General features: G+C 70.7%; 23 protein-coding genes and 4 tRNA genes. 8 read left to right on the top strand and 19 right to left on the bottom strand.

All coding sequences use genetic code 11. The features are described from left to right. Positions 1-74: 74 nt before the first annotated feature. The gene (tyrA, locus tag ACQBAT_RS04035) at positions 75-1,217 is read right to left on the bottom strand and encodes a bifunctional chorismate mutase/prephenate dehydrogenase (RefSeq protein ID WP_420746698.1); all 1,143 of its coding nucleotides are present in this window, start codon (positions 1,215-1,217) and stop codon (positions 75-77) included. A 77-nt stretch (positions 1,218-1,294) separates the two neighbouring features. On the opposite strand from tyrA, the gene ACQBAT_RS04030 reads away from it, so the two are divergent. Next, positions 1,295-1,370, top strand: a tRNA-Arg gene (locus ACQBAT_RS04030). A gap of 33 nt (positions 1,371-1,403) precedes the next feature. Here ACQBAT_RS04030 and ACQBAT_RS04025 read toward each other — a convergent pair. Beyond that, positions 1,404-2,609, bottom strand: a complete 1,206-nt coding sequence (locus tag ACQBAT_RS04025; RefSeq protein ID WP_420746697.1) for a PrsW family intramembrane metalloprotease — start codon at positions 2,607-2,609, stop codon at positions 1,404-1,406. Here ACQBAT_RS04025 and orn point away from each other — a divergent pair. Next, positions 2,608-3,258, top strand: coding sequence for an oligoribonuclease (gene orn / locus ACQBAT_RS04020; RefSeq protein WP_420746696.1), 651 nt, complete (start codon positions 2,608-2,610; stop codon positions 3,256-3,258). The two genes, ACQBAT_RS04025 and orn, sit on opposite strands and share 2 nt — an antisense overlap. 83 nt (positions 3,259-3,341) lie before the next feature. On the opposite strand, the gene ACQBAT_RS04015 is transcribed toward orn, so the two are convergent. The 4 genes from ACQBAT_RS04015 to ACQBAT_RS04000 all read right to left on the bottom strand — a co-directional run bounded on the left by ACQBAT_RS04015 (position 3,342) and on the right by ACQBAT_RS04000 (position 5,923). Beyond that, positions 3,342-3,417: transfer RNA gene (locus tag ACQBAT_RS04015), tRNA-His, on the bottom strand. Between the two features lie 124 nt (positions 3,418-3,541). Continuing rightward, complete coding sequence (locus ACQBAT_RS04010; RefSeq protein ID WP_420746695.1) at positions 3,542-4,675, bottom strand: YihY/virulence factor BrkB family protein; 1,134 nt, start codon at positions 4,673-4,675, stop codon at positions 3,542-3,544. 81 nt (positions 4,676-4,756) lie between these two features. Beyond that, positions 4,757-4,829, bottom strand: a tRNA-Lys gene (locus tag ACQBAT_RS04005). A gap of 50 nt (positions 4,830-4,879) precedes the next feature. Next, positions 4,880-5,923, bottom strand: coding sequence for an NUDIX domain-containing protein (locus tag ACQBAT_RS04000; protein WP_420746694.1), 1,044 nt, complete (start codon positions 5,921-5,923; stop codon positions 4,880-4,882). 23 nt (positions 5,924-5,946) lie between these two features. On the opposite strand from ACQBAT_RS04000, the gene tdh reads away from it, so the two are divergent. From tdh to ACQBAT_RS03985, 3 genes are read left to right on the top strand one after another with little or no spacing between them, the layout of a single operon-like run. Beyond that, on the top strand, positions 5,947-6,999 hold the full coding sequence (tdh, locus tag ACQBAT_RS03995; protein WP_420746693.1) for an L-threonine 3-dehydrogenase: 1,053 nt from the start codon (positions 5,947-5,949) through the stop codon (positions 6,997-6,999). A gap of 12 nt (positions 7,000-7,011) precedes the next feature. Next, complete coding sequence (locus ACQBAT_RS03990; RefSeq protein ID WP_420746692.1) at positions 7,012-8,202, top strand: glycine C-acetyltransferase; 1,191 nt, start codon at positions 7,012-7,014, stop codon at positions 8,200-8,202. Positions 8,203-8,206: 4 nt separating this feature from the next. Beyond that, positions 8,207-8,707 (top strand): hypothetical protein, encoded by a 501-nt coding sequence (locus ACQBAT_RS03985; protein WP_420746691.1) that lies wholly within the window; start codon positions 8,207-8,209, stop codon positions 8,705-8,707. A 301-nt stretch (positions 8,708-9,008) separates the two neighbouring features. On the opposite strand, the gene ACQBAT_RS03980 is transcribed toward ACQBAT_RS03985, so the two are convergent. Both ACQBAT_RS03980 and ACQBAT_RS03975 read right to left on the bottom strand, forming a co-directional pair. Beyond that, entirely contained in the window at positions 9,009-9,914 is a 906-nt protein-coding gene (locus ACQBAT_RS03980; RefSeq protein WP_420746690.1) for an alpha/beta fold hydrolase, read from the bottom strand. Between the two features lie 13 nt (positions 9,915-9,927). Then, positions 9,928-10,206, bottom strand: coding sequence for a DUF3618 domain-containing protein (locus ACQBAT_RS03975; RefSeq protein WP_420746689.1), 279 nt, complete (start codon positions 10,204-10,206; stop codon positions 9,928-9,930). A gap of 95 nt (positions 10,207-10,301) precedes the next feature. On the opposite strand from ACQBAT_RS03975, the gene bcp reads away from it, so the two are divergent. After that, complete coding sequence (gene bcp, locus ACQBAT_RS03970; protein WP_420746688.1) at positions 10,302-10,778, top strand: thioredoxin-dependent thiol peroxidase; 477 nt, start codon at positions 10,302-10,304, stop codon at positions 10,776-10,778. A 62-nt stretch (positions 10,779-10,840) separates the two neighbouring features. On the opposite strand, the gene ACQBAT_RS03965 is transcribed toward bcp, so the two are convergent. From ACQBAT_RS03965 to ACQBAT_RS03930, 8 genes are all read right to left on the bottom strand, one after another. Next, positions 10,841-10,922 (bottom strand) — tRNA-Leu (locus ACQBAT_RS03965). An 81-nt stretch (positions 10,923-11,003) separates the two neighbouring features. After that, on the bottom strand, positions 11,004-11,948 hold the full coding sequence (locus ACQBAT_RS03960) for a homoserine kinase (RefSeq protein WP_420746687.1): 945 nt from the start codon (positions 11,946-11,948) through the stop codon (positions 11,004-11,006). Beyond that, positions 11,948-13,042: a threonine synthase gene (gene thrC / locus ACQBAT_RS03955; protein ID WP_420746686.1), complete on the bottom strand. Its 1,095-nt coding sequence runs from the start codon at positions 13,040-13,042 to the stop codon at positions 11,948-11,950. The genes ACQBAT_RS03960 and thrC overlap by 1 nt, the downstream gene beginning before the upstream one ends. Positions 13,043-13,145: 103 nt before the next feature. Further along, positions 13,146-13,814: a non-canonical purine NTP pyrophosphatase gene (locus ACQBAT_RS03950; protein WP_420746685.1), complete on the bottom strand. Its 669-nt coding sequence runs from the start codon at positions 13,812-13,814 to the stop codon at positions 13,146-13,148. An 8-nt stretch (positions 13,815-13,822) separates the two neighbouring features. After that, positions 13,823-14,614, bottom strand: a complete 792-nt coding sequence (gene rph / locus ACQBAT_RS03945) for a ribonuclease PH (protein WP_420746684.1) — start codon at positions 14,612-14,614, stop codon at positions 13,823-13,825. Positions 14,615-14,640: 26 nt separating this feature from the next. Then, positions 14,641-16,215 (bottom strand): hypothetical protein, encoded by a 1,575-nt coding sequence (locus tag ACQBAT_RS03940; RefSeq protein ID WP_420746683.1) that lies wholly within the window; start codon positions 16,213-16,215, stop codon positions 14,641-14,643. Further along, positions 16,212-17,135, bottom strand: coding sequence for an ABC transporter ATP-binding protein (locus tag ACQBAT_RS03935; RefSeq protein ID WP_420746682.1), 924 nt, complete (start codon positions 17,133-17,135; stop codon positions 16,212-16,214). The genes ACQBAT_RS03940 and ACQBAT_RS03935 overlap by 4 nt, the downstream gene beginning before the upstream one ends. Beyond that, entirely contained in the window at positions 17,132-17,956 is an 825-nt protein-coding gene (locus ACQBAT_RS03930; RefSeq protein ID WP_420746681.1) for a MerR family transcriptional regulator, read from the bottom strand. The genes ACQBAT_RS03935 and ACQBAT_RS03930 overlap by 4 nt, the downstream gene beginning before the upstream one ends. 219 nt (positions 17,957-18,175) lie before the next feature. Here ACQBAT_RS03930 and ACQBAT_RS03925 point away from each other — a divergent pair, with 219 nt between their 5' ends. Continuing rightward, complete coding sequence (locus ACQBAT_RS03925) at positions 18,176-18,457, top strand: DUF7218 family protein (RefSeq protein ID WP_420746680.1); 282 nt, start codon at positions 18,176-18,178, stop codon at positions 18,455-18,457. A gap of 22 nt (positions 18,458-18,479) precedes the next feature. Here the strand turns inward: ACQBAT_RS03925 and ACQBAT_RS03920 are convergent, their stop codons facing one another. The 3 genes from ACQBAT_RS03920 to ACQBAT_RS03910 all read right to left on the bottom strand — a co-directional run bounded on the left by ACQBAT_RS03920 (position 18,480) and on the right by ACQBAT_RS03910 (position 21,031). Continuing rightward, positions 18,480-19,568: a polysaccharide deacetylase family protein gene (locus tag ACQBAT_RS03920; protein WP_420746679.1), complete on the bottom strand. Its 1,089-nt coding sequence runs from the start codon at positions 19,566-19,568 to the stop codon at positions 18,480-18,482. After that, positions 19,544-20,155 carry a hypothetical protein gene (locus ACQBAT_RS03915; protein ID WP_420746678.1) on the bottom strand — a complete coding sequence of 204 codons (612 nt, stop codon included), beginning with the start codon at positions 20,153-20,155 and terminating at the stop codon, positions 19,544-19,546. The genes ACQBAT_RS03920 and ACQBAT_RS03915 overlap by 25 nt, the downstream gene beginning before the upstream one ends. Before the next feature lie 120 nt (positions 20,156-20,275). Beyond that, complete coding sequence (locus tag ACQBAT_RS03910) at positions 20,276-21,031, bottom strand: YczE/YyaS/YitT family protein (RefSeq protein WP_420746677.1); 756 nt, start codon at positions 21,029-21,031, stop codon at positions 20,276-20,278. A 107-nt stretch (positions 21,032-21,138) separates the two neighbouring features. On the opposite strand from ACQBAT_RS03910, the gene ACQBAT_RS03905 reads away from it, so the two are divergent. Further along, positions 21,139-22,635: a PLP-dependent aminotransferase family protein gene (locus ACQBAT_RS03905; protein ID WP_420746676.1), complete on the top strand. Its 1,497-nt coding sequence runs from the start codon at positions 21,139-21,141 to the stop codon at positions 22,633-22,635. The last annotated feature ends 202 nt before the right edge of the window (positions 22,636-22,837 follow it).

Here is a 22,837-nt window from a genome sequence, read left to right as displayed (position 1 = left end):
GGCCTAGTGTGTCCCGCTCGCGCCCAGCCGCCAAAGCGAACCGCCGGTTCGGCCCATCGCGTGCTGCCGCGCGCTCATCGGGTGGCGTCCGCGTGCGCGAGCAGCGTCCGGGACTCGGCGAGGAAGCGCTCGGCATACTCGCCGAACCAGTCGCCGATCTCGCGGAACCGGGCGGCGAACTCTTCCCGGTTCCCGCTGCGCAGCACGTGCAGCGCCTCGTCGAAGCGGGAGTGGTAGCGCTCGATGAGCTGCACCGCGTCCGGGGAGGCGGTGATGATGTCGTAGTAGAGGTCGGGGTTCTGGGCGAAGAGGCGGCCGACCATGACCAGCTCGAGCCGGTAGATCGGCGAGGAGAGAGCCAGCAGCTCGGTGAGGTCGTGGTCCTCGCTCGCCAGGTGCGAACCGTAGGCAAAGGTCGAGAAGTGCCGCAGCGCCTGGATCATCCCCATCGCCGCGTCATGGTCGGCGGCGGTCACCTCGTGCACCCGGGCACCCCAGAGCCGGATCTGGCGCAGCAGCCACTGCGAGGCCTCCGGGTCCCGGCCCGGCACGGCGGCGACGACCTGCTTGGCCATGCTCTCGACATCGGGACCGAACATCGGGTGCAGGCCCAGCACCGGGCCCGCGTGCACGGCCAGCATCGCCGCCATCACCTCCTGCTTGGTGGAGGTCAGGTCGACGAGCAGGCAGGACTCCGGCAGCGGCGGCAACGAGCGCACGACGTCCACGGTGTCGTGGATGGGGACCGAGATGACCACGAGGCCGGCGCCGTCCACCGCCTCGACCACCTGCTCGGGTGAGTCATCGCGCTCGACGACGCGAACGGCATACCCGGACAGCGTGAGCATCCGCCCGAACAGAGCGCCCATGCGCCCGCCGCCACCGACCACGACCACCGGCCCCAGGCCGGGGGCCTGGGTGGTGAAGCCGAGGTTCTTCTCGTGGGCGTAGGCCTCGCGCATGCAGCGCCGCAGGACGTCCTCCACGAGGTCGGGCGGCAGGCCGCGGCGGGTAGCGAGCTCGCGCTTGGCCGCGATCATCGCTTTCTCGCGCTCGGGGGCGTAGATGGGAAGCCCGTGGCGCCCCTTGACCTCGCCGACCTCGCCGACCAGCTCGAGGCGCCGCGCCAGCAGGTCGAGGATCTGGCTGTCGACGTCATCGATCTGGGCCCGCAGCTCGGCGAGCGGCTCCTCCGCCCCGGGGGCTGCGTCAGTCATGGCGACGATCCTAGACGCCCGTATGCGGCCACTAGACTTGGTCGAGGTCCCGCGGCGCTGGCGCGGGTCGGGACCGAGCCCCCGTAGCTCAATGGATAGAGCACCGGCCTTCTAATCCGTAGGTTGCAGGTTCGAGTCCTGCCGGGGGCGCCAGCAGCCGATGTGCGGCCGCTCATGTCCTGGCGCTCAGATGCCGGGAACGAAGACGCGCCGGTGGGTGGTGACCGCCTGCAGGAGCGCCTGCTCGCGGCCCAGCCAGTCGGCGTCGGGGCCCTCGTTGATGATGTGCTTGCGCACCATCGCCAACTCCCCGCTCTCGTCCTGGAAGGCCTGCATCGCCTTCTCGGCGCGGGAGCCACCGATCGACCTCGCCCACTTGCGGGCGTGGCGGCGCTCGGCGGGATCGGCGATCATCGCGACCTCGCCAGGCGTGTACCAGCCGTTGATGCCGTAGCCGGTGAGCAGGTCGCGCAGGATGCGGGACTCGCGGCGGCGGGCCCAGCGCAGCAGCAGGATGAAGCCGATGAAGAGCGGGATCTGGACGACGGCGAAGATCAGCAGGTAGGCCTCGGCCGCGGCGACCGCGCTGTAGTTCCACAACGCGTGGAGGAAGACCGCCATGGCGAAGCCGGTGACCACGATCCACAGCGAGGACCAGCGCCGGTTGTGGGCGACCAGGCCCAGGGCAAGACCGAAGCAGACGGTGAACATCGGGTGCGCGAACGGGCTGACCAGGCAGCGCATCACGAACAGGCCGACCAGGCCGGGGGTGCCGAACTCCACCAGCGCATTGGCTAGGTAGATGATGTTCTCGACGAAGGCGAAGCCCGCGGCGACAATTCCGGCATACACAATCCCGTCCGTCACCCCGTTGAACTCACGGCGAGCGCGGAAGAAGATCAACAGCACGCCGAGGCACTTGAGGAACTCTTCGGTCAGCGGCGCCACGATGACCGCGCCGACGAACATCGGGTCGGTGTGCAAGCCGGCGAAGAAGGCCATCCCGGCCTCGTTGAGCAGGATCGCGCCGAGGGTGGAGATCAGCGCCCCCCAGAGGAAGGCGAACCACAGCAACCGGGTGGGCTCGGGCTCCAGGCGGTCGACCCAGAGGAAGACAGGGACCACGATGCCCAGGGCCAGGGTGGCGGTCACCAGAGCCAAGGTGGCCGCGGTCACGCCGACCGAAGCGGTCACGATGCCGCCCATCGCCAGGGCGGCCAGCCCGAAGACGGTCAGCACGACGCCCCACAGCAGGACCCGGCGGATGACCGGGCGTCTGGTGGCGTTGTCGGGGACCGGCGCGGCAGGCTGATAGGTCATCAGCTGGCGCCAGCCGTCGCCCTGTCCACCCGGTGTCTGGGCAGGGGGCGGCGGTTGGAGTTGCTGGACCATGCCGCCGAGGGTATCGCGAGCCTTCGTTAGGCTCTGCGTCGTGAGTGCCGAGCGGATCATCTGGATCGACTGTGAGATGACCGGGTTGGACCTGGGGGCCGATGCCCTCGTCGAGGTCGCCTGCCTGGTCACCGACGCCGAGCTGAACGTGCTCGGCGAGGGGGTGGACGTCGTCATCCGGCCGCCGCAGGAGGCGTTGGACCAGATGGGCGACTTCGTGCGCGAGATGCACACCACGTCCGGGCTGCTCGAGGTGCTGGCCGACGGCACGACGATGGCGGATGCTCAGGAGCGGGTCCTCGCCTATGTCCGCGAGCACGTCCCGGAGCCGCGCAAGGCGCCCCTGGGTGGCAACACGATCAGCACCGACCGGGCCTTCCTCGCCCGCGACATGCCCGAGCTCGAGGAGCACCTGCACTACCGCAACGTGGACGTCTCCTCGATCAAGGAGTTGGCCCGCCGGTGGTATCCCCGCGCCTACTACTCGGCGCCCGGCAAGACCGGCGGTCACCGGGCCCTGGGTGACATCCTCGACTCGATCGCCGAACTCCGCTACTACCGCGAGGCCGTCTTCCAGCCCCAGCCCGGCCTGGACAGCGCGAGCCTGAAGGAGATCGCGGCACGGCACACCACTGCCCAGACCGACTGACTCCCCCGCTCCCCGCCGAACAACGAACGCCCAACAACGCGAGAAGAGCCGCCCCGGTCCGTGGACCGGGGCGGCTCTTCTCGTGGGGTGAGTGACGGGACTTGAACCCGCGACATCCGCGACCACAACGCGGCGCTCTACCAGCTGAGCTACACCCACCATGGGTTGCTTCCACCGCCGGAGCGGCTGGGCAACGCCGACCATCGTACCGTGTCGGTGGCGATGCTCCCAACCCCGCGTGGGTGGCGGTCGGGAGCAGGCGCTCCGCAGGTGGGGCCTGGCCTCAGCCCTCGCCGCGACCCTTCAGACCGGGCTGCTTGCCGTCCTTGCGGAGCTGACGTGCCGCCTTCATCCGCAGCTCGCGCGCCTGGCGAATGACGGTGGCCTGCTTCTTCTTCTGCTTCTCGGTGCCCTTGACGTCGCGCGGCGGGAGCAGGATCTCCTCCTCGGCCGCCATGCCCGCCGCCAGCTCGCGGCCCCGCTCCAGCTCAGCGTCCAGCTCGGCACCCAGGATCAGCACGTTGTTGATGATGAAGATCATCAGCAGCAGGATGATCACACCACCGATAGCGCCGTACGTGGCGTTGTAGCTGTCCTCCCCGCCGAAGCCGGTCAGGTAGATCACGAAGCCGGCCGCCGCCAGGATCGAGACGATCACGGCCAGCGCCGCACCGGGCGAGAGCCAGCGGAACTTGGGCTGCTTGACGTTGGGCGTGCCCCAGTAGAGCAGCGCGACCATGCCGACCAGGATGAACAGGATGACCGGCCACTTGGCGATGTTCCACACCGTCGTCGCCGTCTCGGAGAGGCCGAACTGACCCAGCACGGCCTCGGCCACGGCACCGGACAGGCTGACGGAGAGCACGATCGTGACGATCAGCAGGAGCAGCACGAATGTCAGACCCAACAGCCAGGGGCGCAGCTTCCACACCGGTCGCCCCTCCTCGACGCCGTAGACCCGGTTCATCATCCGGCTGAAGGCATTGACGTAGTTGCTCGCCGACCACAACGCACCCAGCAGACCGACGACCAGCAGGATCCCGGCGCCGCCGGACTCCCCCATGTCGCGGATGTACTCGTTGACCGTGTCCAGCGTGCCCTGCTCCAGGCCGAGCTCGCCACCGAGCTCGTTGACCGTCTCCTCGGCCGCGCCGTCCTGGCCGAAGAAGGTCAGTGAGGTGGAGATCGCCAGCAGCATGGGCGCGAGCGACATCACGGCAAAATAGGTCAACGCCGCGGCCAGGTCGGATCCACCATCCTTGCCGAACTCGGCGATGGTGCGCTTGAGGACAGCGACCCAGTGGGTCTTGCTCAGGTCGGTGGGGCTGTCCGGGGCGTTCTGTTCCGCCTGCTCGAACTCCTCCTCCTGGCGTCCTCGCTCGGTCGTGGCTCGGGCCTTCATCGTCTGCTCGGTCACGCCCAGCAGTGTGCCACGGGACAACGCAAGAGGCAGGTCGGGCGACTGCCGACCTGCCTCTCGTTCACCTCGCGGTGCACGTGCGCCCACAGGGACTCGAACCCCGAACCCGCTGATTAAGAGTCAGCTGCTCTGCCAATTGAGCTATAGGCGCAACAGCGAAGAACTTTAGCACCGTCAGGCGCTGTGAACGAAATCGTCGGCTCACCCGGTCCGCACGACGAGGTCGGCCCGGTCGCGCGTGCCGTCGGCACCGAAGACTTCCGTCTCCTGCGCCGCCCACCGTTCCCAGTGGGGGCGGTAGCTCTCGCCGTCGCGCGCCAGCCCACGCTCCAGCCGCACGGCACGGTCGGCCTCCACCCAGACCGCCACGTCCACGTGGGCGGCGGCCGGGCCGGCACTGCTGCCACAGCCCTCCACGACGAGCACCTCCGCGCTCGGCACCTCGACCTCCTCCGCCCAGTCATCCCGGTGCCAGTCCCATCTCCGGTATGCCGCTCGCTCCCCTCTGCGTAGCGGCTCCAGCACCTGCTCCGCCAGGAGCGTCGAGGACTCGGCCAGTCCGTCCCACCCCGGGAAGAGATCGTCCATCTGCACCAGGGGTGCGCCCAGGTCACGGGCCACGGCCGCCCCGAGCACCGACTTGCCCGAGCCGCTGGGCCCGTCGATCACCACCACCAGCGGACCCGTCCTGCGGCGCTCCCGTCGTCCCGCCACCAGGTCTTTCACCTGCTCGACCGCCTTTTCGTCCACGGGTGCCCACCCCAGGGTCGGTTGAGCGAGCGGCTCCCGCCCGAGGAGGGGCAGCGCGACCGCGATCGGTGCGGTACACGGCATACGGGCAAGGTCGGCGACCGGCACCCACCGGGTGTCATCGCTGCTGCCGTCCTCCTCGACCCGCAGCTCGCCCCCGGTCACCTCCGCCCGCCAGAGCAGGCAGACCAGCTGCAGGAACCGTTCGCCGTCGGGCTGGGCCCGGTCGTGGGGCGGCAGGTCGATGGTGGCGGCGCCCAGGATCGAGGTGAGGGACACGGCATACCCGGTCTCCTCGGCGACCTCCCGGACCACCGCCTGCTCAGGCGTCTCGCGCAGCTCGAGCCCGCCGCCGGGGAGCGTCCAGCCGCCCCGGACCGTCCGCCCGTCGGCGAGCTCCTGCGAGCGCCAGTGGGTGAGCAGCACCTCGGGCTGGCCGTCCGGCCCCGTCCGCTCGACCCAGGCGTAGCAGCCGACCCTCGTGTCCCACTCCACCGCGCCACCGTAGCCTGGTGTCCATGCGTGCGCTCGTGAAGCCCACTGCCGGGCCGGGACTGGAACTGCTCGACGTCCCCGAACCCACGCCGGGGCCGGGCGAGGTGAAGATCCGGGTGCTGCGGGCGGGCCTGTGCGGCACCGACCTGCACATCGAGTCCTGGGACGACTGGGCCGCCTCGATGCTGAAGCCGCCGCTGGTGGTCGGGCACGAGTTCTACGGTGAGATCGTCGAGCTGGGCGAGGGGGTGCCGACCGGTGGGCAGTACGGCCTGGAGGTGGGGCAGCGCTGCTCGGTCGAGGGGCATGTCGTCTGCGGGACCTGCCGCAACTGCCGCGCCGGGCGTCGCCACATGTGCGTGAACACCTCCAACCTCGGGGTCAACCGGGACGGCTGCTTCGCCGACTACGTCGTGGTCCCGCACAGCAACGTCTGGGTGCAGCCCGACCTGATCGACCCCGACCTCGGCGCGGTCTTCGACCCGCTCGGCAACGCCGTCCACACCGCGCTGTCCTTCCCGCTCGAGGGCGAGGACGTGCTGATCACCGGGGCGGGGCCGATCGGGGTGATGGCGGCGGCGATCGTCCGGCACGCCGGGGCCCGGTATGTCGTGGTGACAGACCTCTCCGAATCTCGCCTGGAGCAGGCGCGCGCCGCGGGCGCCGACCTCGCGATCAACGTCGGCGAGCGACGGATCGCCTCGGCCAAGGAAGAGCTCGGGATGACCGAGGGGTTCGACATCGCGCTGGAGATGTCGGGCAGCCCCCACGCGGTGCGCGAGCTGATCGGGTGCATGACGCACGGTGGGCGGGTCGCGATGCTGGGGCTGCCGGCCGAGCCCTTCGACATCGACTGGGGCAAGGTGATCACGCACATGATCACGCTCAAGGGGATCTATGGCAGGGAGATGTATGAGACCTGGTACAAGATGACGGCGATGCTGCAGACCTCTGAGGTGCTGCGCGACCGGATCCGCTCGGTCATCACCCACCGTTTCCCTGCCGAGCAGTGGCAGGACGCCTTCGACGCCGCCCGGTCCGGGCAGGTCGGCAAGGTCATCATGGACTGGAGCTGAGGAGAGTTTGAGATGTATGGAGTGAAGGACCAGTTGCGCGCCGAGCTCGACCAGATCGAGGCGGACGGGCTCACCAAGAAGGAGCGGCTGATCACGACGCCGCAGTCCTCGCACATCGGCACCACCCAGGGTGAGGCGCTGAACTTCTGCGCCAACAACTACCTGGGCTTGGCCAACCACCCGGACATCGTGGCTGCGGCGCGGGAGGCGTTGGATGAGTGGGGCTTCGGGATGGCCTCGGTGCGCTTCATCTGCGGGACCCAGACCCAGCACCGGGACCTGGAGAAGGCGATCGCGGACTATGTCGGGACTGAGGATGCCATCCTCTTCCCGTCGTGCTTCGACGCCAATGGCGCGATCTTCGAGGTGCTTCTGACGGCCGAGGACGCAGTCATCTCCGATGCGCTGAACCACGCCTCGATCATCGATGGCGTGCGGTTGTCCAAGGCGCAGCGCTTCCGCTATGCCAACCGCGACATGGCCGAGTTGCGCAGCCGGCTGGAGGAGGCCAGGGAGGCGGGTGCTCGGCGGACGCTGATCGTCACCGACGGTGCCTTCTCGATGGACGGCTATCTCGCGCCGCTGGAGGAGATCTGCGATCTGGCCGAGGAGTTTGGCGCGCTGGTGATGGTGGATGACTCGCACGCGACGGGCTTCGTCGGTGAGGGCGGTCGCGGCTCGCACGAGGCGTGCGGGGTGATGGACCGCGTCGACATCCTGACGGGGACGCTGGGCAAGGCCCTCGGCGGCGGCTCGGGTGGCTATGTGGCCGGCCCCGTCGAGGTGGTCGAGCTGCTGAAGCAGCGGGGTCGGCCCTACCTCTTCTCCAATGCCGTCGCGCCGGCGGTGGTCGCCGGGTCGATGAAGGCGCTGGAGATCGCGCGCGAGTCCGATGAGCCGCGTCAGGTGCTGAAGCGCAACTCCGAGCTCTTCCGCTCGTTGATGACGCAGGCCGGCTTCGAGTTGCTCCCGGGCGAGCACGCCATCGTGCCGGTGATGTTCCCCGGTGACGATGGTGCGCGTAAGGCGGCCGAGATCGCGGACGCGATGCTGACCAAGGGCGTCTATGTGATTGCCTTCTCCTTCCCTGTCGTGCCGCGCGGTCAGGCCCGGATCCGGGTGCAGCTCTCGGCTGCCCACTCCGAGGAGGATGTGCGGGCCTGCGTCGACGCCTTCGTGGCGGCGCGGGACGAGGTCGGCTGAGGCGGTGGCGGAGCGGACGAGCCCGCGCGAGATCTCCGAGCAGCAAGCGCTCGCGCTGCTGCGGAAGTACTCCCGGATCCAGTGGCTGACCACCATCCTGTCCTGGGGCTTTGCGGGCACCCTGATGGTGCTGATTCGCCACTTCGTCTTTGGTGACGACTGGTCCTACGCGCTCGCCTACTCGGCCTGGTTCACGTCCTTTGCGGTCGGCGCATTCCTGCTCCTGGACTGGCTACGTGCCCGGCGGGTGCCTGATGACGTGCTGAACTGGAAATCGCTGGATCGCGCCACGGTCGACACCCGGGAGGGGAATCTGGTGACCTTCAGCGATGGACGCACCCGGGTGAGCGCACCGGTGCGTCAGGCGTGGCACCTGCGTGATGGCGAGAAGGTCTGGGTCGGCCCGCGCCTGGCCGAAGGCGAGGACCTGGTGCTGATCCGGGCCGCCGTCGGCCCGTTCAGCACGCCGGTCCACACCAGCCAGGAGCCTGCCCGCCCCACCTGACCCCGACCGGGGACGCGCTTTGCCCCGACCGGGGACACGCTTTGCCCCGACCGGCGACACGACTTGCCCCGACCGGGGACGCGTTTTGCCGCGCGGGGTCGAGTCGGGGAACACAGCGCGCGTTCGGTCGCTGCTGCGGCCGACATGCTGCGCGTTCGGTGGCTGCTGCAGCCAACATCCTGCGCGTTCGGTCGCTCCTGCGGCCGACATGCTGCGCGTCCGGTGGGGCTGATCGGGCGCATGCTGCGCGTTCGGTGGGTCCTGTGGCTGACCTGCTGCGCGTCCGGTCGGAGGTGGAAGGTCAGTGTGAGCCGCAGCCGCCGGACCCACCTGACCCGCAGGGGCAGCCTCCCGCGCCCGGTCCGCCGCAGCCGTCGGTGTCGACCGCTGCGGTTGCCGCGGCGAGTTCCTGAGCGCTGAGCGGGGCGACGCCGAGCCGCTCCCCCAGCTTCGCGTAGACCTCCACCAGCCGACGGGTGTGCCACTGCGGCTCGTCCTGCGGGTGGGTGTGTACCTCGGCAGCGGGCAGGTGCTCAGCCAGCCAGGTCGCGTGCTCCGCCGGACTCACCGAGGAGTCAGTGCCCCACCAGATGTCAACCTGTCCCCCGACCGCGTCCAGGTCGACACCCCACGGCTCCTGAACCTGCTCCATGTCGATCACGATGCCCTCGGCACCACCCTGGGGACCCAGGTGCACCGCCAACTGGTCGCGCAGGAAGGCTGGGTCCTGCAGCGCCAGGCGGTGCATCCCGCGCTGGGAGTCATCCATCCCGAAGAGCCACTGGTGCTCCCCCATTCCCGGGCTACCGGGCTCCTTCAGACACGGCGCCATGGGCCAGATCAGGGACAGCGCCGCCACCCGTTCGGGACGACGGGCAGCGAAGGCCAGCGCGATCGCCGAGCCACCCGATCCTGCAACCACCCCGACAGGTCCCTCGATCCCGGCCGCCTGCAGGACCTCATCGACATCGCCAGCCAGCGCGCTGACGGAACGAGGCTCGGTGGCGGGAGAATCGCCATACCCGGGACGGTCGTAGGTGACCACCCGCAGACCGAGCGCGAGGAGCGCGTCGCGGGCGGGCAAACCGCTGAACCGGGAGCCGGGGGTGCCGTGCAGGGAGAGGACGGCGACGCCCTCGGGGTCGCCGACGACACGGTAGGCGAGCCCGGTGGGCGTACTCAGGATGGTGCTGGGAGCGCTGGTCACGCCCCCGATCATCTCAGGACTTGTTGAAGGCCCGGCGCAGCAGGCCCAGCACCAGGGCGCCGCCGGCGACGCCGCCGAGCACCTTGGACAGGCGGTCGTAACGGGGCTGACCGTCAGCGTGGAAGGCAGCGTCGTTGGCGCTGCTCCGCAGGGAGGCGATGGCGTTGGCCTTGAGCGTCTGCGGGCTCACCTTGTAGGCGAGCTCATCGACGGTGCGGGCCAGCCGATCACGGGTGGCGTTCAGGTCCGCCTCGATCTCCTTCTTGGAGCGAGAACTCTGCGAGTTGGCCATATGTGTCAAACGTCCTGTGGGGTTGAGTCGGTCATGTGCGTCGTTTGAGACGATAACGCAGAACGCCTGATCACGAACCTTCAACCAGGAGCGACATGACCCGTCTCGAGCCCGGCCAGCCCGCCCCCGACTGGACCCTGCAGGACGCCGAGGGCGCCCAGGTCAGCCTGTCCGACTACCGCGGCCGCAAGGTGATCATCTACGTGTACCCCGCCGCGATGACGCCCGGCTGCACCAAGCAGGCCTGCGACTTCCGCGACAACGAGGCGATCTTCGCCAAGGAGGGGTATGCCGTCGTCGGCGTCTCCCCCGACAGCCCGGCCAAGCTGGCGAAGTTCGTCGAGAAGGAGTCGCTGAGCTTCCCGCTGCTCTCGGACGAGAGCAAGGAGATGCTGGAGGCGTACGGCGCCTACGGCGAGAAGAAGAACTACGGCAAGACCGTCGTCGGCGTGATCCGCTCGACCTTCGTCGTGGACGAGGAGGGCCTGATCGAGCTGGCGAAGTACAACGCCAAGGCCACCGGCCACGTCGCCTCCCTGGCCAAGCAGCTGGGCGTGGAGCTGCCCGCCTGACGACCGGGGACACAACCTGTGCGCCGGGGACACGACTTGTCGTTGAGCGGCTGACCCGTCCGTGCGCTCGGCGGGACTTGAACCCGCACACCCGAAGGCACAGGAACCTAAATCCTGCGTGTCTGCCAGTTCCACCACGAGCGCGTCCGGCAAGCCTAACTGGCAGCCGGGGCGGCGCTGTCGGCAGTCGCTCGGGACAACTCGGACGTCCCTCCGGAGGACTCGTCAGTCGATCGGGAGGATCTGGAGGCCGAGATCGGGGACGCCGGGGGTGAGGACCTTCCAGTCCTTGCCCCAGGCGCGGACTTCCTCAACCACGACGTCGCGCAGGTCGCGGGTGGTCAGGCACAGCGCGGTGGGGCCCGCGCCAGAGACCACTGCTGCATGGCCGCGCGTGCGCAGCATGTCGACGGCCGCCATCGTGACCGGATAGACCTCGCGCCGCTGCTCCTGGTGCAGGCGGTCCTCGGTGGCGTCCAGCAGCATCGCCGGGTCGGAGGTGAGCGCGTGCACGAGCAGGGCCGCCCGTCCGGCCTGGGCGACCGCATCGGCGCGGGGCACCTGGGGCGCCAGCACCGAGCGCGCCACCGCGGTATCCAGGCGCTCGCCCTTGGGCACCAGCACCACCGGCACCACATCGGGGTGCAGCTCAAGCCTGGCTGTCCGCACCACCTGCAACGACGGCATCCACGAGACCGTCAACCCGCCGTAGACCGAGGCCGAGGAGTTGTCTGGATGCCCCTCCGCGATCCCCGCGTGCGTGTTGACCAGCCCCAGGTCAGCCTCGGTCAGCTCGCCTTCACGCACTAGCGCGAAGCCCAGCCCTAGCCCCGCGACGATCGCCGCCGCGGACGATCCGAGCCCCGCCGACATCGGGATCGTGTTGTGACACTCCAGCCGCAGCCCATACCCATCCAGCCAGCCCACACCCGAGGCACGCAGCGCCTCCTGGAGCCGACGGGCCACCAGGTGCGTCTCGTCGGCGGGCAGGGTGTCGGCGCCCTCCCCCGCCAGGACGAGGTCGAGGCGACCGGGCTCGGGCAGGACCTCTGCGGCATAGCGGTCCAGGACACCCAGCGCCAGGCCGACCGTGTCGAAGCCTGGCCCGAGGTTGGCCGAGCTGGCGGGGACGCAGATCTCGACCCGCAGGCCAGGCCGCAGCCCCGCCATCACTCGAGTCCGAGGGCGGCGGCCGCGCTCATCGCATCCACCGACACCCGCACCGGCTCGATGTCGGCGCCGTCGGCCCCCTTGAGCGCCCACTGCGGATCCTTCAACCCGTGACCGGTCACCGTGCAGACCACGCTCGCACCGGCCGGCACCAACCCCCGCGCATGCGCCTTGAGCAGCCCGGCAACCGAGGCCGCCGACGCCGGCTCCACGAAGATCCCCTCGCGCGAGGAGAGCAGCCGGTGCGCCTCCAGGATCTCCTCATCGGTCACCGCCTCGATCAGCCCACCGGACTCATCGCGCGCGGCCTCGGCCTGGCTCCACGACGCCGGGTTGCCGATCCGGATTGCGGTCGCGATCGTCTCCGGCTCATCGACCGGGTGGCCCAGCACGATCGGCGCAGCCCCGGCGGCCTGGAAGCCGAACATTCGTGGCCGCTTGCTCGCCACCGCGACACCGCCAGCACCCGGGGCATCAGCAGCGGCGTACTCGCTGTAGCCCTTCCAGTAGGCCGTGATGTTGCCCGCGTTGCCCACCGGCAGGCAATGGATGTCGGGGGCGTCACCGAGCGCGTCGACGATCTCGAAGGCCGCGGTCTTCTGCCCCTCGATCCGGGCCGGGTTGACCGAGTTCACCAACTCGACCGGGTAGGCCTCGGACAGCTTGCGTGCCACGGTCAGGCAGTCGTCGAAGTTGCCTTCGACCTGGATCAGGGTGGCTCCGTGGGCGATCGCCTGGGAGAGCTTTCCCATCGCGATCTTGCCGTCCGGCACGAGCACACCGCAGGTCATCCCGGCCTTGGTCGCGTAGGCGGCCGCGCTGGCCGAGGTGTTGCCAGTGGAAGCGCAGATGACCGCCTCGGCACCCTGGCGGGCCGCGTCGCTGATCGCCGCCGTCATCCCTCGGTCCTTGAAGGAGCCGGTCGGGTTGAGCCCCTCGTACTTCACGTGCACCTGCGCCCCGACGAGCTCACTCAGGTGCTCGGCCGGGATGAGTGGTGTGCCGCCCTCGCGCAGGGTGACCACCGTGTCGGTGATCGTCGCGGGCAGACGGTCGGCGTACTCGGCGATCACGCCGCGCCACTGGTGCGCCATGGTGTCTCTTCTCGGGGGGTCGGGACAGGTTCTGCCCCAAGGGTATGGCGTGTGCCAGCACCCGCCCGCATCGCACCCGGGCGCGTGGTCGGGGGCATCGTGGTCAGCCCAGCAGGGTGAGTACGTCTTTCGCGAGCGCGCGGAAAGCCTCGCCCCGGTGGGAGATGGCGTTCTTCTCCTCGGCGGAGTGCTGCGCGAGGGTGCGCCCGTCGGGCCGGATGAGCAGCGGGTCGTACCCGAAGCCGTTGTCACCGACGGGCTCGCGCCCGAGAATGCCGCGACAGTGCCCCTCGCGCACCACCTCAGAGCTGGTGGTCCCCGGCTCCGCGCCTGGCACCACCAGGGCTGCGGCACAGACGAAGCCCGCCGCCCGGTGCTGCTCAGGCACATCGGCCAGTTGCGCCAGGAGCAGCGTGTTGTTGGCCTCGTCCTTGGCGAGCCCCGAGGACTCGCCAAGCCCGCCGGACCAGCGCGCGGAGAAGACTCCTGGAGCACCACCCAGCACGTCGACAGCCAGCCCGGAGTCGTCGGCGAGGGTGGGCAGGCCGGTGGTGGACGCGGCATACCGGGCCTTGAGCAGCGCGTTGTCGGCGAAGGTGACGCCCGACTCGACTACGTCCTCCAGCCCCTCGAAGTCATCCAACCCGACCAGCTCGAACCCGGTCGCGGCGAGGGCGTCGGCGAGGATCTCGCGCAACTCGACCACCTTGTGCGCGTTGCGGGTGGCGAGCACGAGACGCCGGTCGGTGCGGCCGTCTGTGTGCACGGTCACGGGCGCGCTCACCAGGTCGGCGGGCCCTGGTCGACGTCGGCGCCGACCTCGTGCGCATCCGCGCCGCCCATGTCGTCCGCCCCGAACGCCGCGGCCTGCCGGGCGGTCAGCTCAGCGCAGCCCTCGCAGGCCAGGTCGAGCAGCGCGTCGAGCAGCTCGCGGTCGAAGGGGGTCCCCTCGGCCGTGCCCTGGACCTCGACGAAACGACCGTCACCGGTGATGACGACGTTCATGTCGGTGTCGGCGTCGACGTCCTCGACATAGTCCAGGTCCAGCACCGGCTCACCGCCGACGATCCCGACGCTCACGGCACAGACCGAGCCGGTGATCGGCTCCTTGCCCTTGGCGATCAGCCCCTGCGAGCGCGCCTTCTCGACCGCGTCGACGAGGGCGACGTAGGCGCCGGTGATCGCGGCGGTGCGGGTGCCGCCGTCGGCCTGCAGGACGTCACAGTCGATCTGGATCGTGTTCTCCCCCAAGGCATCCAGGTCCACGACCGCCCGCAGCGAGCGGCCGATGAGCCGGCTGATCTCGTGGGTGCGACCGCCGATCCGACCCTTGACCGACTCCCGGTCCGACCGGGTGTGGGTGGAGGCGGGGAGCATCGCGTACTCCGCGGTGGTCCAGCCCTTGCCACTCCCCCTGCGCCAGCGCGGGACTCCCTCGCTGAAGGAGGCCGCGCACAGCACACGGGTCTTGCCGAACTCCACGAGCACGCTGCCAGCAGCGTGGTCGAGCCAGTTGCGGGTGATCCGGATGTCGCGGAGCTGATCGGGCGTGCGGCCGTCGTGGCGGGTCATGTCTCCCAGGGTAGGCGAGGCCGGACTCACCCGAGGCGCAGGTCACGTCGACCCACCACGGCCGCGCCAGCGGCGAGCGTCACGGCACCGAGCGCCGCCAGGACGCCCAGGCTGAGCGCGCCGGTGTGTCCGAGGGCGGTGGCCTCGAGCAGCACCTCCGGCAGGTCCACCAGCTGGCCGAACCACAGCACGAACGCACTCCACCCGACCAGCAGCCAACTGCCCACCACCGCGACCCTCGGCGCCACCGCGCACAGCAGGGTCACCAGACCGACCACGGCCACCAGCCCCGGTGCCTCGCCGATCGTGCCGCGCAGCGCCGCCCCCATTGGGTCGGCACCCTCCAGCAGCATCCGCCCGAGCAGCCCCATCGCCAGGCCGCCGAGGGCCAGCCAGGCCACCCCAGCCACCGCCGCCACGGCCGACCGGGCCAGCAGCGAGCGCCACCGCGCCGTCCCCACCGCGAGCTCGTGCACCAGTCGCCCGCTGACCTCCTCCGCGCGCCAACGCAGCACCAGCGAGACCGCGCCGACCAGGGCGGTCACCGCGACCATGGACCCCAGCAGCGAGAAGTACGCCTGCTCCGGTGACGCCAGGTCGACCCCCATCTGCTGCAGCAGGTCGCGCATCGACGCGTCCTGCTCGAGCGTCCCGGACAGGCCCTGCGCCATCGAGCCGAAGAGCACCGCCACGCCCAGCACCCCCACCGTCCAGCCGACCAGCGCACCTCTGGACAGCAGCGCCGACCAGCCCTCGACCGACCGCACCCGCGCCCGCCGCGCGGATGACCCGGCCCCGCGGAGCAGCGCCCCACCGACCTCCCGCCGACGCACCGCGACGAGCACGACACCCGCCAGCGCGAAGGGCACCATCAGCATCGGGACCAGCGTCCACACGCGGTCCTGGTCCCACGGCCCGAGCACGCCCTTCCAGCCCAGCGGGCTCAGCCAGTTCAGCCACCCGAGCCGACCCGAGGCCGCGGCGTCGGCGATGGCTCGGGTGGCAAACGCCATACCGAGGACGAGGAAGGCCAGGCTGCGCGCGCCGGACGCGTCGCCGCGCAGCTGGGCCGAGAGGACCGCGATCAACCCGAACGTCCAGCCGACCACGACGGTCAGCGCCGCGAACCCCCACGCGCCCGTGGCGCTCAGCTCGACCGGATCGTGCTGAGCGAGCAGGATCCCTGCCGTCCCGGCACCGACGACGACGCAGAAGCCGCTCAGCACGAGGAGCGCGGCCCGCACCGGGGCGCCGGGCTCGACGCCGACCGAGCGCACGAGCTCGACCCTGCCCGCGTCCTCCTCGCCGCGGGTGAGCGCGATCCCGAGCAGGATCGCGGCGACCGCGACGAGAAGCAGCACGTAGGTGCCGGTCTCCCAGGCGAAGAGCTGTCCATAGGTGCCGTCCGCGCCGAGCTCGCCGTAGAGCACCCGGCTCCCTTGGTCGGCGCGCATCTGCTCGACGATCACCGAGCGGGCGGCGAGCCCGGGATAGGTGGCTTCGTAGGCGGGCACGGTGGCCGCGACCAGCGCCAGCAGCGAGAGTGTCCAGGCGAGCAGCGCGACCCGGTGCCGCCGCAGCAGGAGCGCGACCAGCCTCATCGGGCCGCCCCCTCGTAGTGGCGCAGGAAGAGGCTCTCCAGCGACGCGGGCTCGACGGTGACCTCGGTCAACCCGGCCTCGGCGACGGTCGCCAGCACCTCGGGCAGCCGGTCGCGCTCCACCCGCGCCACCACGGAGGTATGGCGTTTCCCACCTACCCCGTCCACCTCGCTGAGCGGGTGGCCGGCGTGGTCGAGGCGCGCGCGGACGCGGTCGAGCTGCGCCGGCTCGCCCCCCAGGGTGACCTCCAGGGCAGCGAGGTGGCGGAGCTCCTCAAGGCTGCCGGACTCCACGACCTGGCCCTGGCGGATGATCGTGACATCGGTGCACAACCGCTCGACCTCGCCGAGGATGTGGCTGGAGAGCAGGACCGTGCGCCCCTCCCGCGCGGCGTCCTGCACGCAGCCGGAGAAGACCTGGTCCATCAACGGGTCCAACCCGGAGGTGGGCTCGTCCAGGACGAGCAGCGGCGTCGGTGCCGCGAAGGCCGCGATCAGCATCACCTTCTGCCGGTTGCCGGTGGAGTAGGTCCGGACTCGTCGGGTGGGGTCGAGGGCGAAGGCCTCGATCAGCTCCCGCTCGCGGGCCTGGTCACGCGCGCCGCGCAGCCCCGCCAGGGCGTCGAGCACCTGCTGGCCGGTGAGATTGGGCCACAGCGCGACATCGCCGGGCACGTAGGAGACCTGCCGGGCGACGGCCGCGGGCTGCGCACCGGGATCCCGTCCGAGCACTCTGACCTGGCCGGCCGTGGCGCGGTAGAGCCCGAGCAGCACCCGGATCGCGGTCGACTTGCCGGCGCCGTTGGGGCCGAGGAAGCCGTGGACGCTGCCCTCCTCGACCGTGAGGTCGATGCCGTCGAGGGCGGCGAAGTCGCCGAAGGTCTTGACCAGGCTCTGCACCTGAATGGGCTGGGTGGTCATCGTCTCTCCTGCACGTAGCGGATGAAGCGGGGCATGGTCCGGCGGATCACGTCGTCCTGCCGGGGGTCGGGGTAGGCCTGCCGGGCGAGGCGGCCGAGCACGTCGAGCGAGCCGGGCCGGCGCAGCCAGGCGGGCATCCGCTCCAGGAAGGCGTCGACCAGCGCGGGTTCCTCGTGGACCCACCAGTGCTCGAGGTCGTCGATGAGGTCGTCGACGGCGGCGCTCGGGTCGGCCTGCGGCGCACCGGCATCCGCGTCGCCGAGCGCCGCGAAGCGGACGTAGAAGGAGACGATGCGCTCGATCGCCGCCTCGTCCATGGCGGCGAGCAACTCGCCGAGGACGTCCGGCAGCGCTCCCCGCAGGGCGATCAGCTCGGCCAGGTCCCGCTCGCGCCGGAGCACCCGCAGCGCCCGCGGGTCAGACGTCGCCTGCTCGACGCGCGAGTAGAAGTCGTGGACGGGCAGGGGCAGCGCGCTGAGCTCCTCGCCGCGCTCGGCCATCGCGACCAGGGTCTCGATCCGGCGCTGCTGCCCCTGCAGCTCGGCGATCCGGTCCCGTATGCCGTCAGCGGTGGCCCGCAGGTCCCGCACCGGGTCGGTGGTCCGGTCGGTGGATTCGGCGTCGAGCAGCTCGGCGATCGTGCTCAGGTCGATGCCCGCTTCGGCCAACCAGCGGACCCGCATCACCCTCGCGACGTGGGTCAGCTGGTAGTCGCGGCGACCCCGGCGCTCGTCCGGCACGGGGACAAGGCCGATCTGGTGGTAGTACCTGATCGTCCGCACGGTGGTGCCAGCCACCTCCGCGCACTGCTTGATCCGCATGTCGCCATCCTCCGCATGTGACGTCGCGTCACAGTCAAGCGCAGTGGGGACGTCTTTTAGGGGCGCGGCACAGGGACTACCCGAACCAGCCCCTCGATCCCCACCCGCGGAGATCAAGCCGCTGCCCGGACTCGACTGCATCCATGAGATCGGGGCTCTGGCCAGGGATCAGTGGTGTCAGCGGGTGCGGCCCGGTGCGCTGCGGCATACGGTCGGGGCATGGCCGAGAAGAAGAGCAGCGAGGACCCGGGCCCGAGCATCAAGGACCCCGAGATGTATGAGGCGCTCCGCGAGGACGGCGCGTCCAAGGAGAAGGCGGCGCGCATCTCGAACGCTGCCGCCAACACCTCCCGCAGCGAGGTCGGCGAGCGCGGCGGCGAGGCGGAGAACTACGAGGACCGGACGGTCGAGGAACTGCGTGAGCGTGCTGCCGAACTGGACATCGAGGGGCGCTCCTCGATGACCAAGGACGAGCTCATCGACGCGCTCCGCAACCACTGAGCGGACCGAGGGCGAGCGACCGTCACTGCCGCCGGACGCTCTGGCCCGGGCCAAGGTCACCGACCAGCTCGTTGACGGTCACCATCGCGTAGCCCTGGCCACGCAGCCAGGAGATCAGGTCCGGGACCGCGTCCACGGTCGCCGCGTGCACATCGTGGAGCAGGATGATCGACCCGGCGGACGTCTCCTGCTGCACGATCTCCAGCGTCGTGACCGGGTTCTGATGCTCCCAGTCGCGGGTGTCGACATCCCAGAGCACCTGCGCGAGGCCCTCCTCGCCCGCGATCCCCAGCACGCCGTCGTCGGTCGCGCCGTAGGGCGGGCGCATCGTCGAAGGGCGCAGGCCGGTGGCGGCCTCGATCGCGTCGTTGGTGCTCGCGAATTCCTCGCGCACCTGATCCGGGCCGACCGAGAGCAGCCGCGGATGGCTGTGGGTGTGGTTGCCGACCTGGTGCCCCTCGGTGATCTGCCGCGCCACGATGCTGGGGTAGGCGTTCACCTGCGAGCCGGTCACGTAGAAGGTCGCCGCCACACCTTCGGCCGCCAGGATGTCCAGCAGCCGTGGGGTGTGCGTGCTGGAGGGCCCGTCGTCAAAGGTGAGCGCGACGCAGGGGTCAACGGCGCAGTTCACCTCGGACGGGGGCGCGGGGGCTGGTTCGGGGTCGGGATCGGGCGACGGTTCGGGCTCTGGAGTCGGGCTCGGCTCACCCTCCTCATCCGACCCGTTCTCCGGCTCGTCCGTCTCCCCGGGATCCTCGCGCTCATCAGCGTCGTCGTCCGCCCCATCCGGGCGGGCCGGCACCGCGCCAGGATCCGGCTCCATCGTTGCGGCCCGCGCGACCTCACCCAGCTCGGTGAGCCAACCCTCCTCGACCGGGTCCGGGAGGACGACCGCGGGCGCGCCGCCGGACTCGGGGGCCACGGCATACTCATCGAATCCGACGAACAACTCACCGTCCTCGGTGAAGCCGACCCTCGCCCGCCCCGCCGCGAACTCGTCCCGGACCGCTTCTTCCTCGACGTCCTCGATCTCCGCCGCCAAGGCATCGGCCACCGCGTGGACGATCTCGTCGTGGGCATCTTCGGTCAGCAGGTCCAGCGCGTCGACCACCTCCCCCGTATGCGGTGTGTACCAGTCGAGCGTCCACGTCTCCTCAGTGCGCCACGGGTGTGCCGGACCGCCTTGATCGCGACGCCGAGGATCTCCTCGGACGCGCCGACGACCTGCCACTGGCTGCTGAGATAGGGCCGGCCGACGGGGTCGACGTCCTGCGTCTCGAAGTCCTGGCGGTACTGCTCAGCGCGCTCCTCGGCCGCCTGCGCCAGCCGGTCGGAGAGCACCGGGTGCTCCTCCAGCTCCGGCACCACGAGGTGCAGAAAGATGTCCTCGTCACTGACGGTCGCGGTCCCGAAGCCGGCCAGATCGGTGGCCTCGACCCGGGGCAACTGCGGCCAGTCGCGACGCACGGCGTCGTCGACGGGCAGGCCCGGTGGGCTGGTGGTGGGCGGGCCGGTGGTGGCCTGGGCGTCCTCACCCGGAGGAGCCTGCGTCGCGGTGGGCGGCTCCGCCGTCGGGCTCGCGGTCTCGGCACCGTTCCCGGTGCACGCGACCAGCGTGAGCGCGGCGCACGCGGCAAGAAGGGGGCCACGTCGGAGGTGTCGAAGGTGTCGGATCTGTCGGCTTCTGGACGTCGGCATCTCCCCCAAGCTAGGAGGGCTTGCCGGGGTTTCCACCTCACGCCAGCAGCGAGCAAGGTTGCCCGCAGGCCGACCGACGCCAGGCCGAATCCCGCGACGACCGGCGCGAGTTCCTGCACCTCACTGCTGAGGCCGATCTGCGCCAGGGCCCGTCGTAGTGGCCGGGCCCTCAGGAACCACGCCCACCCCCGGAGCCTCCAGCGGCACCACGAACCACGGCAGCATGAACTGCGTGATCGGTCCGATCAGCAGCGCGTAGAGCACAGTCCCGATCCCCAGCACTCCCCCGAGCGCGAAACCCACGGCGACCACCGCCACCTCGATCAAGGTACGGACCAGCCGGATCGAGCGTCCGGTCGTCCGCGCCAACCCGGTCATCAGGCCGTCACGAGGACCTGGGCCGAGCTGGGCCCCGATATACATCGCGGTCGCCATCCCGTTGAGCAGAAGTCCCGCCACGAGCAGTCCGATCCGGGGAAGCCACCCCTCAGGCGCCTCGATCCAGCCGAGCACCGGGTCCACGACGAGCCCGATCACGACCGCGTTGGCCAGGGTCCCGAGGCCGGGCTTCTGCCGGATCGGGATCCACAGCAGCAGCACGATCACCGAGACGACGATCACGACCTGCCCGAAGGTGAGCGGGATGTGCCTGGTCACGCCCTGGTGGAGCACGTCCCACGGCATCACCCCCAGAGTGCCGCGGATGAGCAGGACCATGGACACGCCGTACAGGACCAGGCCGATCAGCAGTTGAGGCAGCCGCCGACCGAGGTGCCCCGCGCGCAACTGCGCGACCGGCCCGAGACCGGTCAGCTGTCGTCGCGGGTCGGCCGAGCGCGACCGCTGGAACTCACCGGCCATCATCAGAGCGTTCATGGTGACCAGCCTGCGGTCAACTGGACCCCGCCGAAAGAGCCACTTCGAGACCAGTGGACACGAAGTGGACCTTTCGCAAGGGTCCACTTGCTGACACACTCGTCCGTATGCCGTCGCACGCCTCCGCCGCCCGCGTCGCCGCCCTGGTCGGGTCGGTCTCGCCCTCGCCGCCCGCTTCGGTCGCGACTTCGGGCGCCGGTAGCGGCCCCGCTTATGCCCGCCTCGCCGACGCCCTGCGGCACGCGATCACCGATGGCCGCCTCCCCGAGGGGATCCGGCTGCCGTCCGAGCGCGAGTTGACCGGACCGGTCGGGCTGAGCCGGACCACGGTCACCCGGGCCTACGCGGAGCTGCGCGAGCAGGGTTATCTCGAGACCCGTCGAGGGTCGGGCAGCGTCGTCCGGCTGCCGGAAGTGCCGGGCGGGCGGGTCGACCACCTGCTCTCCCCCGCGTCGCTGGACTCTGAAGCGCTGGATCTGACCTGCACCGCGCAGGCCGCACCGACCGGTCTCGCGGAGGCCTATGCACAGGCGCTGGCCGAGCTGCCCTGCTATCTCGCCGGTACCGGCTACTACCCGAGCGGTATCCCGGTGCTGCGCGAAGGGATCGCCCAGCGCTTCACTGAACGCGGGCTGCCGACCGACCCCGAGCAGGTGATCGTGACCGCGGGCGCGCTCGGTGGGGTGGCCACCGCAGCGGGCGCGTTGGTGCGTCGGCGCGACCCGGTGCTGGTCGAGTCGCCGACCTACCCCAATGTGATCAGCGCCCTGACGGGCACCGGCGCCCGGCTGGTCCCGCACCCGATCGACCACCTGGCCAGTGACTGGGACCTGCCGGGGCTGACGGCGGCCGTCCGCTCAAGCGGAGCACGGGCGGCATACCTGATCCCGGACTTCCACAACCCGACCGGCGCCCTGATGAACGGCGACCAGCGGCGGGAGCTGGCGCGGGTCCTGCGCGCGGCTGGCACCGTCGCGATCGTCGACGAGTCCCTGGTCGATCTCCCTCTGGACGGGCAGGAGATGCCGGCACCGCTCGCCAGCCACCTGCCCACGGCGATCACCGTGGGCAGCGCCAGCAAGACGCTGTGGGGTGGCCTGCGGGTTGGCTGGCTGCGCGCGCCACGCGGCCGCGTGGAGGAGCTCGCGAACAGTCGGCTCCGGCAGGACCTCGGGACCCCCGTGCTCGAGCAGTTGGCCACGGCTCACCTCCTCGCCCGGTATGACGCGGTGCTCGCCGAGCGGCACGCCCAGCTGCGCGCGGGGCGGGACGTGCTGGTCGCGGGGTTGGCGGAGCACCTGCCGGAATGGCGGGTGCGGCTACCCGGCGGCGGGATGGCGCTGTGGTGCGCGTTGCCCATGCCCGGGTCGACAGCGCTGGCCGTGGCGGCTCGGGAACACGGAGTGGTGCTGGCCTCCGGGCCAAACTTCGCCCCTGCCGGTGGACTGGACGGGTGGGTGCGCCTGCCCTATGCCCTACCCCCCGAACGACTCGCCCAGGTCCCGGCGCGGCTGGCCGCCGCCTGGGAGGACGTGGTGCGCGGCCGGGTGCGGCTCGGCACCGACGTGCGCCGGCGCGAGCACGATCGGCGGATCATCGCCTGAGCCCGGCTGGTTCCGGATATTGGGCCGGGGCCTAGGCCCCTTCCAGCGAGACGTGAGACTGCCCCACCTGGCGGGGCAATCTCAACCTGCCCCATGTGGCGGGGCAACCTCAACCTGCCCCACGTGGCGGGGCAACCTCAACCTGCCCCACCTGGCGGGCAATCTCAACCTGCCCCACGTGGCGGGGCAACCTCACGTCTCC

It is taken from the genome of Ornithinimicrobium pulveris (assembly GCF_050261105.1).
Lineage (GTDB): Bacteria > Actinomycetota > Actinomycetes > Actinomycetales > Dermatophilaceae > Ornithinicoccus.
The sequence above is the reverse complement of the archived record's forward strand: the minus strand, read 5'-3'. Positions and strand labels throughout refer to the sequence as shown.